Origin of the sequence: Photobacterium sp. GB-72 (genome assembly GCF_003026095.1) — a bacterium.
In the GTDB taxonomy this organism is placed as follows: Bacteria; Pseudomonadota; Gammaproteobacteria; order Enterobacterales; family Vibrionaceae; genus Photobacterium.
Map to the genome: position 1 here is coordinate 70,179 of NZ_PYNV01000015.1, position 15,230 is coordinate 85,408.

Here is a 15,230-nt window from a genome sequence, read left to right on the forward strand (position 1 = left end):
ATCTCTTTTTTATTACTGCTTAGCCAACTTTCGAATATGTTTCTGTTCATACATATTCTGATCTGCAATGTTGAGTGCAGCTTTAACACCATCATCTAAGGTGCTAATACCATATGAAAAGCTCAGATATAGTTCTTGAGCTGAAAAATACTCTTCAATACTAGTACGTATTTTTTCCATTCTTTTACTTACAACATCAACGTATAGACTATCGAACAGTAATATAAATTCATCGCCGCCAAAACGAATCATGACATCATTCGCACGTAACATAGTTTTCAAAGTGTAAGCAAAATCACGTAGAACCTCATCGCCTTTACTATGTCCGTACGAGTCATTAATAGGTTTAAAACCATCTAGATCAATAAACACTAATTGTTGGCTATGTTTAACATAGCTTGATTCTAAGTAATCTTTTTGAAAGCAACCCGTTAAATTATCAATCGAGATATTACCGTTATCTTCATAGACACTACAAATCACAAAGTCTTGGCCAAAGTGGGTTAACTTTTGGCGATAAGTCTGAAAAAACTGACTACCATTGTCTGTTTCTACGGTTTCATTTGATGTAATGAAACAACTATTACCATTAAGTAATTCTTGATCTAGCGCTAAGCAAGTACGGTAATCAGGAAATATTCTGCATACCTCATCAACAGGTACATCAACTAAATCCATATTAAGGTAATCAATATGCTTTTGATTGTTATAAATCGCATTACCGTTATTATCACGAATAATGACAAATGCATCACAGGTACTAATCAGTGATGACATCAGTAAAGAAGGTGCACTATTACAGTTTTCTAAGATCTCTTTATAATTCTCGTTGATCCTTTGTTGCTCTGCATAAACATCAAAACTATTGGGACTCACACCGATAATATTATAGTGATCAATTTGAGTTAACTTTTCTATCGCCGCTCTGGCTTCTAGTGGGCTTTTAGAACGATTAAGTTCATAAATCGCCTGATCAAGTGCTAAACATAAAGACTTTTGCCCTTTTTCATTAACTGACAAGGACTTTGTAGGTTGCAATTTATCTACATGTAACGGTTTGGAAAAATAGAAACCTTGGTATTCCATCTCTCCAAACTGCTTTAGCAAATTCAACTGTTCAAAGGTTTCTATTCCTTCAACAATAATTCTTTTACCTAGAACTTTAGCTATTTTTTCATAAGTTGTTCTTACTAACGAATAGGCGACATAACTTTGATCTATATTCTCAATTAATTTTCTATCTAATTTAATGTAATCGACATCAAGATGAATCAACATCTCACTATTGATATAGCCTTTACCGTAATCATCCAGCGCAAAATTCACACCAACGGCTTTTAATTCAGCAATTGCCGCTTGAATTTGACGAAAATCATGACACTTATCATGGTTCGTTAATTCTAATATAACATTTTTCTCAACAGCGAAGATTTCTTTACATTGTTTAATAAACTCAAAGTTAATCAAACTGTTAATTGAAATATTAATCGCAATTCTTATCTTTGACGCACAGTGATTAACTCCACGTTGCTCAAGTACCTGACGAATAACCATGAGATCAAAATTCACAGTATCTTCTACAGCATTGACATAGTTTTGAATATTAATCGATTGTTCGGCAGCACATAATAGCGCTTCATAAGATGAGATTTCGCCGTTGATATATCTGGGCTGATAGTGGAATGTAAATTTAGATAGCATATTTATTATTCTTTCTTGTTCTATATTAATGAATAATAATTCAACAGTTAAAAATACTCCAAAAAGAAACTGTAACAAAATCTATATAAAAACAATTAGATAACTTATTGATAAAAAATAATGTTAATTGAATGAATTGTGTAATTATCTAGTCAAGTATCGATATTAATGATCCTCTTAGCTTTATCTCTTTATGAATTTATTACGTTCAGATCACAGCTCTTTGGCTAGGTTTTCCATCTTATCTAATTCAGGTTTATCCTATAACTAGCTTATCTATTAACTATAAAGGATATCGATCATGGATGGGATGAGACGTTTGCTCAAACCAAAATCAATTACCGTTATTGGCGCATCAGATAACCCTTCGCGTGCCGGTAATGTGGTTATTCGGAATCTCTTATCCGCTCAATTCCGTGGTCCTATTATGCCTGTCACACCAAAATATGATGCGGTAGCAGGTATTCTCGCTTATCCTGATATTGCTAGCCTACCGCGTGTCCCTGATTTAGCTATTGTGTGTACTCGGGCTGAGTTAAATATTGATATCGTTGAACAACTGGGTAAGAAAGGCGTTAAAGCTGCTATTATTCTTGCGGCAGGAATGAATAATCCACAGTTAAACCCCGCCCCTTTTACGCCAAACCATCAGCCAAGCCTTGAAGATCAAATGTTGGCGAAAGCCAAAGAATATGGAATGCGATTAATCGGCCCTAATAGTATGGGATTGATCTTACCGTGGCTAAACTTGAACGCATCGTTTTCTCCCATAAGTGCTAATAAAGGAAATATTGCCTTCATCTCTCAATCGGCAGCTGTTTGTACCACTATTTTAGATTGGGCAAAAAATAAGAGTATTGGATTCTCTACCTTTTTGTCACTCGGTGATGCTTGCGATATTAACTTTGCGGAGTTATTAGATACCTTATGCCAAGATTCTAAAACAGAAGCGATTTTGCTTTACATTGATTCGGTAAAAGATGCACGCCGTTTTATGTCTGCCGCTAGGGCCGCTGCTCGTAACCGCCGAATACTGGTGTTAAAAAGTGGCCGAACCCAAGCCGGTAGCTCTGCTGCACATATCCATACCGGTGGTGATATTGGCTTAGATGCGGTTTATGACGCTGCGATTAGGCGATCAGGTATGTTACGCGTAAACAATACTCATGAACTGTTTGCTGCGGTTGAAACACTTGCCCACTCTGTGCCGTTACGAGGCGAGCGCTTAGCGATTTTAACCAATGGCGGCGGGCCTGCAATTATGGCTGTCGATGCGCTTTCAGATCGCGGTGGAAAACTTGCCCAACTCAGTCCTGAAACCATTAATCGGCTTTCTGCTGTGTTACCTTCATCTTGGTCTCACTCTAATCCCATTGATATTATTGGTGATGCTGATATAACGCGTTACCAACAGGCAATTAAGATCTTATTAGACAGTGATGATTTTGATGCCTTATTGATCATGCACAGTCCATCTGCTATTGCGCCCGATACAGCGACCGCTGAAGCACTCGTTGACACTCTCCACCAGCACCCTCGGACTAAACGTTTTAATATATTGACTAATTGGGCGGGTGAAAACGAAGCGGCTATAGCACGAAGAACCTTTACAGAAGCAGGGTTTCCTGCCTATCGCACTCCTGAAAGCGCAGTCTCCGCTTTCATGCATTTAGTCGAATACCGACGTAACCAAAAGCAACTGATGGAAACACCGGCTTCTGTTGGCTATGACAATCATAATTCACATCAAGTCCATGAATTAGTGAATATCATGCTGACCAATAATATTCATCATTTAGAAACGCATGAAGCTCGCCCTATTTTAGAATGTTATGGCTTTAATACTCTACCAACATGGATTGCGCTTGATGCTGTTGAAGCGGTTCATATTGCTGAGCAAATAGGCTATCCCGTTGCGGTTAAGTTACGCTCTCCTGATATACGACATAAATCAGAAATACATGGCGTTGTTCTTCATTTACGTACCGCAGCAGAAGTTGAAACCGCAGCGCAAGCTATCTTTGATAGGGCTACTATGCTTTACCCCACTGCGCGTATTGATGGATTGTTAGTACAACGTATGGCAGATCGTTCAGGGGCACAGGAATTGCGGATCGATGTACATAATGATCCGATCTTTGGCCCTGTGATCTTAATGGGTGAAGATAATGCGCATTGGGATATCCACCGTGACGCAGCAGTAGGTATACCACCATTAAATATGGCGCTGGCTCGTTATATGGTGATCGATGCTCTAAAAACAGGAAAAATCAAACAGCGCAGTGCATTAGAGAAAATAGACATTCCTGCTTTGTGTAATTTATTGGTTAAGATCTCACATTTGATCATCGATTGCCCAGAGATCAAAGCCCTTAATATTCATCCATTATTAATCAGCGGTAGTGATCTCACTGTGTTAGATGCCTCAATGGAGATTCAATCTTTCAGTGGTGATAAACAAAAACGCCTTGCGATACGTCCTTACCCTAAAGAGTACGAAGAAAGTTGTGTGCTCAAAGATGGTCAAACCTTACTATTGCGCCCTATTTTGCCTGAAGATGAACCGTTACATAAAACCTTTATGTCTAAGGTTTCGGTTGAAGATCTTTATAAACGCTTTTTCTCTGATGTCGGCGAGCTAAACCATGAAGCACTCGCTAAGTTTACGCAAATAGACTACGACCGTGAGATGGCTTTTGTTGCCGTTGCACAAAATGCCAATATCAACCCAGATACAAATGAGAAAGAAGATGTTGTTTTAGGTGTTGCTCGGGCGTTATCCGATCCTAAAAACCACGATGCCGAGTTTGCGATTCTAGTACGCTCTGATATGAAAGGATTAGGACTTGGCAGTATCTTAATGGACAAGTTAGTGAGATACAGTAAACAACGTGGATTGCAATATTTAACGGGAATGACGATGCCGTCAAATCGCGGGATGATCCATCTTGCAGAGAAAGTCGGTTTTAGCATTGATGTACAACTAGAAGATGGCATTGTGGAAATGCTACTTCCACTTACTGACAAAAAAGATAGCTAAGCTCCGAGGCAGCCATTCGATGAAATCATCAAATTGCTGCCTTTTTTGATTTTATTGCTTATATTCAACATCTAACGTTAAACTTTAAATTGACGAATTATATAATGTAGCTGTGATGATAAATTAGATAATTCTTGGGTGGATTTAACGGTTTCATTAACGCTTTGAGCACTTTGCTGAGAAATCATATTCACCGTTTCCATGTTTCTATTTATTTCTTCAGTCGTTGTACTTTGCTCTTCTGAAGCATTAGCACTTTGTGTATTCATATCGTTGATCTTGGCAATAGATTCGCTGATCACGCCAAACGCATCTCGGGATTTCGTCGCATTCACAACACTTTCTTTCACAAAGTTATTGCTCTTATCCATGCTGACAACTAGTTCGTTAGTGCCTAGCTGCACTTTTTCAATTAATACTTGAATTTCTGTCGTTGAATCTTGCGTGCGTTTTGCTAACTCTCTGACTTCATCAGCCACAACCGCAAAACCTCGCCCTTGATCGCCAGCTCGTGCCGCTTCAATTGCAGCATTTAAAGCCAGCAAATTCGTTTGATCTGCGATGCCGCGAATAACATCTAAAATTCCACCTATATTTTCAGTCTCTTGCACCAATTGATTTAACCGTACTGAGGTGAGGTTTATTTCTTCATCAAGTTGATGGATACCTTCTATTGTATCTTTAACAATGATAATCCCTGATTGCGCTTCCCTATTTGCTTCATTAGCGAATTGAGCGGCTGAAAAGGCATTCTGTGCAACTTCTTGAACTGACATAGACATTTGATTCATCGCCACTGCCACTTCATCTGTCATATGTTGTTGTTCTTTCACACCTTGGCTTGATTGCGTCGTTATCGTGGTTAAATTATCTGATGCATTTCCAAGTTGATCACTCGCATTACTCATTTTTAAAATGATTTGTTTTAAGCTATCTGCTGTTGTTTGCAATGCAGTGAGTAATACACCTACTTCATTATTACCATTTGGCTTGATTTGAATCGTTAAATTACCGTTAGCGAGCTCTTTTGCGGCAACAACCGCTCGTCCTATTGGTCCAGTGATGGTTTTCGAAATAATAATGCCAATAATCAAGGCAAGAATCGCTGTAATGATTCCCCCCCAAGTAATCACTTTGGTTGCTAAATCCGCAGCATTTTCTGCCGATATTTTACGTTGCTGCATTAAGTCTTTTTCAACTACGATGATATCATTCACTTTAGTACGCAGTTCGTCCATGTAGATCTTGCCTTGCTTCGTTGAAAGCTCTTGGTATAAATCTTCCATCACTTTGTAATCAAGCCCATTTTTTATCAGCTTAATTGCAACCTCAGCATAATTATTAATCCAAGCATTGACGTTTCTATCTTCAAACTTGTTGAATTTAAATATATTTTCTAACTCTTTCTTACTGATGTAATACGGCTCAAGGTAAGCTTCATCTTTATTAATGATATAACCACGTAATCCTGTTTCCATATTAATTAACGCTTGGAGTACATCAGTGCTTTTATAGCCAAACTTTCTATCTTTTACTTCAACTCGAATCTGATCCATAAGCTTCTTCCCCATTCCAGAAGCTAATAGTTCATCGATTTCAATGGCTGCATTCTCACCACTTTTAATATCTTTTCGAAGCTTAATGATATTTTCTGCATACTTTTGCCAGTTCATCGCATCACTCTCGACTTTATCAAACCGTCGTTGTTGTGTTGGATTATCACTGGTCAATTGTTTAACAATATTAAGATCTTTTTTGAACCTATCTTTACCACTCACATAAGGTTCTAAATATTCAGTTTGTCCACCAATAGCAAAACCGCGCAGTCCTGTTTCTTGATCAATCATCGCACTAACAAGCCCATTCGCATGATCGATAACTTTATATGTGTGTTCTACTTTTTTGGATGTTTGCTCCATTGTATTAATTGCATTCCATACAATGGTAAATAAAACGCCAAGTAAAAAAATAACGAAGCCATTACTTATTAGTAGCTTATTTCTTATTGAAATATTGGAGATATTCATAATGTATTAGCCTTTTATTATTGAGTAATAACGGCAGATATGACGGCGATCACTTCAGTTAACCCAAAATGTCCATAGCTTGTAGCCTTATATAGAATAAGCAATTAATTGCACTTAAATTTATAAACTACAGTAATTTGTTTTAAAACTGAGAATATCAAACGTATTGATAAAATTATCTTTAAAGCCGTAGCATATTTAGCTAACAAAAATGCCTTATACACTATAATTTTCACTTTAAAGACAGTTATCCGAATTATGTGAGGTGTTACTGTGTATAACTATCTAAACACTGAGGGATATAAAACACGTCATTATTTATATTTACTCACCACTATCATGAGCTTTTTGTTTCTATCGCATTTTACTTACGCAGGAACGACCAAAAATATTGGTACCAATATTCCTCTTGATGATCAGTACGGTTTAGCACTTGAACCTGCTCCCACTATCACTTTTCGCTTTTTACCACCAGCGGCTGGACAGCAACAAATTGAACAATTTATTGAACAATCTCCTGTACTTGACACCATCAAACAACTTAGTCAACGTCGTTTTATTTTCTCTCCCAGTTTACAGGTTGTGTTCGGTTCTGAAGATGGTCCGCTGTTCGATCCTCAAACATATTCGATCCATATTCCCTATCAATTTGTTATTAAAGCCCGTAACCGTTTAAAAAATAAAGGCTTTATTAACAATCAACGACGGTTAAACCAAGCAACAGAAGATACGTTATTACATACCCTACTGCATGAAATTGGTCATGCTTATATTCTCGATCGAGCAATACCCATTTTAGGCAAAGAAGAAGATTCTGTGGATAACTTTGCGACCATACTATTACTTAACGATATCGCAAGAGGAGATGAAATAGCGATGAACTCCGCCGATTTATTTGCGTTAGAAGATCTGGATATAGACAGTTTTGATGATGCAGATTTTGTCAGCGAGCACAGTTTAGACTTACAGCGTTACTATAATATTTTATGTCTAGTGTATGGCAGTAATCCTAACCGTTATCAACGTATTTTCGATGACTTACCCGTCTCTGAACGCCAGCAACAAAAAGAACGTTGTCCTGAATATTTTTCTGTTATTAATCAAGGCTGGTTGCATTATCTTGCCGAATAACGATGAGCAATCTGAGATGATATGATAATTGCAGCGCAAGATTTAAAGCTATAAATAACCCAAATATGACAAAGCAAAAAACAATCACTTTACTATAGGGCTATAATCTTTAATATCAATAACATGATAACGATTTACATTGTGTTGTTACACTTTTACGGATGAGTTTGTATTCTATGTCGAATGGCAGTCAAAAAGATAATAAAGCAGAAACAAACTCAGATATAAGTAAGAATGATCATACTAATGCGGTTTCGCAGCCTAAGCGATTCCGTCGCTTTCTATTTTGGACGATTTTACTTTTCACAACGCTTCCGCCTGTCGTACTTTCTATCTGGCTGAACAGTAAAGGGATCCACCTTAACAGCGTTTCAGGGTTACATTTCAAACATGGTCTTTCTGCCAAGAAAATCTCTGTCAGTATTAATGATACAAAATTAGAGTTTAACAATTTATCTCTTCAACGACGTCTCGATAAAACCAGTGGAGAAGTGTCGTATCATATAGTGGCAACAAAAACGAAACTGGTACTTCCTCCTGCAGCAAAATCAATGCTTAAAGAGAACAATGTACAACTTAACTACATTCACTTTTGGGATGCTGATTTTAAGTTTACGCATTTTAAGACACCTTTTCGTTTTTCAGCCCATGCGCGAAAAGTAACAGCATCAGCGCTGCATACTAACAGTGTAAGTGGGTGGCCTAACGCTATCCAGATACTAGAAGATGTTAACGTAGATTTTAATAGTGATCCTGATATTGCATTATCTGGCACAGTAAAGCACGGTGTGATAACCCTGTTTTTCCCTGACTATAATCCCTCTCCTCATTATCGTTTACCTTTTAACGATGGTGATTTTTCTATTGCTTGGAAGAAGGATTCAACTCCACTCAAAATTAATATTGGCTCTTTGGTTCCAGAGTGGGAAACCTTATATTCAATTTTAGAAAAGCAAATCATCACGAAAATGGCTTTCGCGATTGATTTCCATGATCCAATAGACTCTATGGTGTTAACCACTGATAAATTTCATATTGAAGAACCTAAATATTTGCCGCAATTTGTTGAGCGTGCCGATATTAATAATAAGGGCTACCACTTAGGACAAACCATTGCCAACCTTGCGCAATTGCCGATGCACAAATTTAAAGTGAAATCTTTTACTTACGGTGATTTAATTTTAGATGCGAAGGTGGTTTTAGAAACACCACTCGCAAATACAGAAGGTAAGACTGAACAAAAAAAGCATAAAAAGAAAACAGCTAAAAAACTGGCGACACAGAAACAAATTGATAGAAAAAAGGCAATAGATCAAGCGAAACAACAAGCAAAAGATCTTAACGTCACAGAAGAAGCGCGAACAAAAGCGAAATTTATTGTTCGTGGTAAAGCACTTGCGCCTAATCCCTACGATCTTGATGTGACAGTTCGTCACTTAACTAAAATTGATGCATGGGTTAATACCCACCTAACACGCAGTGACGGTAACAACCTTTACTGTGAATCTAAAATCCTCTTTAAACAGCCATTACCTACTTACTTCAATTGTAATGCTAACTTCAAAGACACCAAAGAATTTACAGATCGTCTAGGCCTAACTGAACTGCCTAACGCAAAGATCAATGGCCCACTGCGCTTTTGGGCTAAACAAACATCAGCTCCTATTGATGCGCCTAAGAATAAAAGCATGCTGCTTAACAACAAACTTGCTACCGCTTATTATGATGTAGGATTTGAATTACCTGAATCTTTTGAGATCGCCTTAAACAAGTACGCTCTCCCAGCAGGCTTATTCAAAAAATTTAATGGTGAGCACGCAGAACAACGTAAAAACAAACAACTTGCTGATGTTAAAATGATCAGTGATGGCAAAATCGAATTTAACGTGAATTTCTACGACAAGCTACTACGTGTCAATTTGAAAGATGACAGTAAAAAAATTAGTTTTGTTAATAAAAAAACGCAATCGGCTATCAAACTAAATTTTAAAGATCTCAGCTGTCTTTACCCTAATTTGCAATGTCATATTAATGCAGAGATTGAAGCTAAAGCCGATAAGATTTATCCCATGCCTAATAGTTTGATTAAAAACTTCAATTTTCGCACCAACATGGTAGCAACATGGGCTAACAACCTCTTAGTCGCAAAAATGGCTAAGAATAATATTTCAATGGATAATGTTGATGTTCAAAGTATTCCTGGCTTTCAAAAGAGCCAAAGTAAGAATGTTAACTTCCAGTTAGATTCATTAGTCGGACTCTATACACAAAATAAACAAGGTACTATTGGTACATTTACCATTTACCAACCAGCAGAAACAAAGGCATCACTGAATTCTGAATTTGTAGTAAACCGCCAAGAAGGAGCTCATTCAGATGAAAACAGGCATCCATCATTAAGTCGCTATCGCGCAGATCTAGGGATCAAAGTTAATAATTTTTATCTTAGCCAAGATTTGAAATTAGACGATGACACGTCATTAGAAAACGTGAAGCCTAATACGGATAGTACAAATAAAGATCCGTCATCTAAAGTGTGCAATCCTGTCATGCGAAGTATTCCTACACCACCGTATAAGCATAGTCACGCATACAGTGTTGAAGCGTTAATTAAAGATAACGTCTACTCAGCGACGGCTCTACCACAATTGAATGTTTGTGCGGGAGCATCACATTTCACTGCGCCATTACGTAACGAAATTGATAATCCAGAGGCTTTTTTAACCGCGTCTATCATCGATACATCAGGTAATATAAACCACAATACAGATAGTGACGTTATTCTTAAACCACTGATCATTAGGTCTGATTACGGTATTGTATTTAATGTTCAACGTAATCAATTAAAACTGGGTAAAATTTACAGTGATGGCCACGTACAGTTATTAGGCAATGAGTTAACCCTCAACAATCAATTTAAAAACAGCAGAAAGGCTTTATTTGCAGATATTGATTTACACGCTAACTTTGACACTGGGAACTCTCACATAAAGTTACAGCGTCACACATTTGATTTTACACCAGAGCAAGATCTCAAAAGCTATTACATTCCTATATTGCCGATTGATTTAAATATTACCCATGGTCAGTTAACCACGAGTGCCGATATTCATATAAATAAAGATGCACAAATTACAGGCTCTATTGAACTATCAAGTAAAGGCATTACAGGTGCGTATGAAAGTTATCGCTTTGGTAACGTTGATAGCAATGTAGAATTAACGCTGATTGATTCTAATGTGAAAACACAATCACCGCTGGAAATCTCAGCCGATTATCTTGATCTGGGTATTCCGATGTCAAACCCTCGTTTTGTTGCTGATTTTGATACCGCAAAACAGTATTACCATATTGCACACGGTTCAACTGAGCTTTACGGGGGAAATGTCACTATTACACCACTCACTATCACTAGCCTGAGTAATATTAAAGAAGTTCCTTTAAAGGTAACGGGGATTGATTTAAAACGTGTCATGGCGATTGCGGATCAAGACAATATAGAGCTAACAGGAAAAGTAGATGGTGTTATTCCTATTGCACTTGATAATGGCAGTATTGTGATACGTAACGCTTCGCTCGATACCCGTAAACCCGGCGGCGTATTACGCTACATTGAAGGCTCAAGCCTTGATAAAAAAATTAAAGAGGCGGGCGCGTCAAGTCCGCTCAATATTGTAAAGGTTTTAGAAAATTACCATTATAATAGTATTGCTCTTACCTTTGATTACGCTAAAAATGGCGACCTTTCATTAATAACAGAAATCAAAGGTCAAAGCCCAGACTTCCAGAACGGACGTCCGATCCACTTAAACATTAATTTAAATGACAATATCCCTAAATTATTGCGCTCAAAAGATTTGATTTATTCATCACATTTAGTCGCTCAAATCAAACAACAACTTGGCATTCAAGAATAAGAAGACAACTACCAGATATGATTACCTATAACAAACATTGCCAAAATCAAGACAATAAGAGTCGCTCTGATGGTCATTTTTCAGCAGTAAAAGCCGCTTTTCTGCTATTAGGCCTTTCGAGTATTATTGTAATCAGTGGCTGTACACCAAAGGTTGAGGTTGCACTTTCAGAAAAGCCGATCGTTATTAACCTTAACATCAATATTAAGCATGAAATCAATGTGAAAGCCGATCGTGAAATTAATGAGCTATTCAATGACAAAGATGTATTTTAAATTCGCTCTAAATGTACTGACTGGGCTAATGCTATTGTCGTCAGTGGCTCATGCATTAACGTTACAACAAGCTAAACAGCACGGACTGATTGGTGAGGCAAATAATGGGTATGTGGCCAGTGTACAACCTACTCCTTCACCGTCTTTACGTGCCTTAATTGATTCCGTGAATAGCAAACGCCAACAAGGCTACTTGCATATCAGCAAAAAAAATAATCTATCATTAGATGAAGTGAGTAGCATGGCACAAGAAAAAGCGGTAAAGAAAACTTTACCGGGACAGTATTTTCAAACTAAAACGGGGGATTGGGTTAAAAAATAAACCCTTACTTATGTTAAGTTTTTCTTAACCCCACACTCAGTCTATTTAACTCTAAACTGTTCAGTATTCAGCGTATAATATTCTTAATTATAATTATATTTTTATCGCTATTACTATGCCCATCATTGATAACCTCAAACGTCTACGACCAATAGACGCGATATTTATTTGTACTGCGTTATTATGTTTACTGCCTATTATCAGTTCGCCAATCGCTTTAATCCTTGGTTTTCTTCTTGCCAGTTTTGGTTTAGTCCCTTCACAATTTAATATCGCTGCCCTAACCAAAAAACTTTTATCTTATTCCATTATAGGTTTGGGCTTTGGTATCCATTTAAATGAGGCAATTGAAGCCAGTAAAGCTGGATTAGGTTTAATCATTTGCTCTATTTTCTTTACGCTACTTCTAGGCTGGATTGCTACTCACTTTTTATCACTAGATAAGAAAACCGGTCATTTAATTGCCTCTGGTACTGCAATTTGTGGTGGTAGCGCTATTGCAGCGGTTTCCCCTGCTATTAATGCAAAAGATGAGCAAACATCACTTGCCTTAGCAACGGTATTTGTCTTAAACGCTGTCGCACTGTTTGTATTCCCGGCTATTGGTCATTTATTGGACATGAGCCAGCACGCTTTCGGAACATGGGCAGCGATTGCCATTCACGACACTTCATCTGTTGTCGGTGCAGCTGGTTCTTACGGGGATGAAGCCTTAAAAACAGCAACAACGTTAAAGTTAGCGCGTGCATTATGGATCATCCCTGTCGCTTTTATCAGTGCTTTAATTTTTAAAGGGAACAGCAAGAAAATCGCGGTACCTTACTTTATCGTTTTATATTGTGTTGCTATTTTAATTGCGCACTTTTTACCGCAATTTCAATCTGTTTACGATGTGATATTTACAGCTTCGAAACGTTTGCTGGTGGTGTGTCTATTCTTAATCGGCTCTGGGATCACTGTTAATAAGCTGAGAAATGCGGGTCCAAAACCAATGTTATTAGGTGTGCTACTCTGGCTTGCTATTGGTATATCCTCATTAATCTATATCGAAATGTTTATCCCTTAACTTTTCTCTATTGTCTAAACAAAGAGCCAGACTATATGTCTGGCTCTTTGTTTTTATACGCTGGTTAGCAGCCTTGAGTATTACATTTCCATAATTGGACGCCACATCTCTTCTAATTCTGCTTCTGATGGTATAGCACTATGCTCGATTTTTTTTACTACTCGACAGGGATTACCTACAGCAACAGAGTCTGCAGGAATATCTTTTGTTACAATACTACCTGCGCCAATGACACTTCTATCACCAATAGTAACCCCGTCTAATATTATGGCTCCGGCTCCTATCCATACATTATCACCAATAGTGATAGGATTAGCAGCAGCAATAGGTAAGACTCTTTCAGCAATATCTAATGGATGCCCTGCTGTACTAATAACCACATTTGGTCCAATTTGAACGAACTCTCCAAGCATCACTGGAGCAATATCTAAAATTTTAACGCCTGCATTAAGAAAACCACCACGTTTGAAATGTATATTCTTTCCCATATCACAATAAAATGGCGGAAGAATAGTAACGCCATTTACCGAACCCAATAACTCAGACAGGATGCGATGATATTTTTCGTCTTCTGATGGTCGAGCATGGTTAAAGTCATACAGCTTTTCTTTAACACTTTGCTGAAATTGGACAAGTTCTGGGTTGATGGGTAAATGTACGGAGAAATCTGATAGTTTGCTGCTCATCCTTGCCTCTAATACCAATAGACATTTCAATATAATAAATAAAGTATCTGATGGCGCGGCTATTTTATATAACAAGAAACACGGATAAATAAAAAAGCGGCTATCATTTTGCCGCTTCGTGATAGAGATCTTAATTAAAAAGGATAAATACAATTTTGTTTATTCAGGTGAATATAACAACAAGTCAAAACGGCCATTACCATGAAGAATATCAAGATCAGGCTCATCCGCAATTAAATCACGAATAGATGGGCTTGCAATAATCGCACGCTCTAGATCTTCAATCGCTTGCTCTTCAATCCCTAATCGAGAATAAGCACAAGCACGCTGATAAAGTGCTGGACCATTGGTGTCATCCACCTCCAACACTCGATTACATAAGCTCAGCGCCCAATGGTATTCCTTAATTTCCATTGCCGCATCTGCTTTATAGGTTAACGCTTCAAGATCACCGGGGCGAATAAGTAAAATTTCGTCATACACGCCAATACGTTGTTCTGGTGTTTGAGAACTTTGCGCACGTAACCAAAGGTTATGAATTTCGTTAATTTTCTCAATTTCTTTATTATTTTCACTAATAATGCGTGTTTTACGTTTTAAATCTCGTTCAAGCGCCAAGAACTTCTTCTCATATTCTTGGGCAATCTTCTCTAATCGTTTATCCGCCATTTCAGTGGTGTTACTTTTGAACTCACGAAGAGACTGCCAGCCAACAAAAGCGATAAGAGATGCGACACCTGCAATAATGTAGAAAAAGTAAGTGACGGTGACATTCGCATAATTTAATGACTTATCGGCAACTGATAATTCGCGATCGGTAATTTCTATCACCATTCGACGTTCAAGATCTTGCTGTGATTCACGTAAATCTTTCAATTCATCAAGAATATAACGTTCCATGAACGGCTTTTCTAACATGTCCGTTTCTGAGTATTTTTTTTCACTTGCCTGTACAGAAAAACAGAGAAGTAGAGAAACTAATAGCCCTATAAGCAAGCGCATAAGTATTCCTTTTACATAGGTAAACAGTACAACTTCTGAAACCATAGCAAATGGAGGGACTAA

At 37.7% G+C, this 15,230-nt stretch carries 10 protein-coding genes; 6 read left to right on the forward strand and 4 right to left on the reverse strand.

Features of this window, described 5'->3' with window-relative positions; genetic code table 11:
- Nucleotides 1–12: 12 nt before the first annotated feature.
- The gene (locus C9J40_RS16145; RefSeq protein WP_107247429.1) at nucleotides 13–1,701 is read right to left on the reverse strand and encodes a GGDEF domain-containing protein; all 1,689 of its coding nucleotides are present in this window, start codon (nucleotides 1,699–1,701) and stop codon (nucleotides 13–15) included.
- 301 nt (nucleotides 1,702–2,002) lie between these two features.
- On the opposite strand from C9J40_RS16145, the gene C9J40_RS16150 reads away from it, so the two are divergent.
- A complete protein-coding gene (locus C9J40_RS16150) occupies nucleotides 2,003–4,741 on the forward strand; it encodes a bifunctional acetate--CoA ligase family protein/GNAT family N-acetyltransferase (RefSeq protein ID WP_107247430.1) in 2,739 nt (912 codons plus the stop codon).
- A gap of 77 nt (nucleotides 4,742–4,818) precedes the next feature.
- On the opposite strand, the gene C9J40_RS16155 is transcribed toward C9J40_RS16150, so the two are convergent.
- Nucleotides 4,819–6,768: a CHASE3 domain-containing protein gene (locus C9J40_RS16155; protein WP_107247431.1), complete on the reverse strand. Its 1,950-nt coding sequence runs from the start codon at nucleotides 6,766–6,768 to the stop codon at nucleotides 4,819–4,821.
- Nucleotides 6,769–7,041: 273 nt separating this feature from the next.
- On the opposite strand from C9J40_RS16155, the gene C9J40_RS16160 reads away from it, so the two are divergent.
- The 5 genes from C9J40_RS16160 to C9J40_RS16180 all read left to right on the forward strand — a co-directional run bounded on the left by C9J40_RS16160 (nucleotide 7,042) and on the right by C9J40_RS16180 (nucleotide 13,479).
- On the forward strand, nucleotides 7,042–7,899 hold the full coding sequence (locus tag C9J40_RS16160; protein WP_107247432.1) for a DUF4344 domain-containing metallopeptidase: 858 nt from the start codon (nucleotides 7,042–7,044) through the stop codon (nucleotides 7,897–7,899).
- A gap of 176 nt (nucleotides 7,900–8,075) precedes the next feature.
- A complete protein-coding gene (locus tag C9J40_RS16165; RefSeq protein ID WP_107247433.1) occupies nucleotides 8,076–11,816 on the forward strand; it encodes a YdbH domain-containing protein in 3,741 nt (1,246 codons plus the stop codon).
- Nucleotides 11,817–11,833: 17 nt separating this feature from the next.
- Nucleotides 11,834–12,091, forward strand: a complete 258-nt coding sequence (locus tag C9J40_RS22275) for a YnbE family lipoprotein (protein WP_233217752.1) — start codon at nucleotides 11,834–11,836, stop codon at nucleotides 12,089–12,091.
- Nucleotides 12,072–12,413 carry a YdbL family protein gene (locus tag C9J40_RS16175; RefSeq protein WP_107247434.1) on the forward strand — a complete coding sequence of 114 codons (342 nt, stop codon included), beginning with the start codon at nucleotides 12,072–12,074 and terminating at the stop codon, nucleotides 12,411–12,413. The genes C9J40_RS22275 and C9J40_RS16175 overlap by 20 nt, the downstream gene beginning before the upstream one ends.
- 115 nt (nucleotides 12,414–12,528) lie before the next feature.
- Complete coding sequence (locus C9J40_RS16180) at nucleotides 12,529–13,479, forward strand: YeiH family protein (RefSeq protein ID WP_107247435.1); 951 nt, start codon at nucleotides 12,529–12,531, stop codon at nucleotides 13,477–13,479.
- Nucleotides 13,480–13,559: 80 nt separating this feature from the next.
- Here C9J40_RS16180 and C9J40_RS16185 read toward each other — a convergent pair whose 3' ends face one another.
- Nucleotides 13,560–14,165 carry a sugar O-acetyltransferase gene (locus C9J40_RS16185; RefSeq protein ID WP_107247436.1) on the reverse strand — a complete coding sequence of 202 codons (606 nt, stop codon included), beginning with the start codon at nucleotides 14,163–14,165 and terminating at the stop codon, nucleotides 13,560–13,562.
- 159 nt (nucleotides 14,166–14,324) lie between these two features.
- Nucleotides 14,325–15,167, reverse strand: a complete 843-nt coding sequence (locus C9J40_RS16190) for a tetratricopeptide repeat protein (RefSeq protein ID WP_107207902.1) — start codon at nucleotides 15,165–15,167, stop codon at nucleotides 14,325–14,327.
- Between the last annotated feature and the right edge of the window lie 63 nt (nucleotides 15,168–15,230).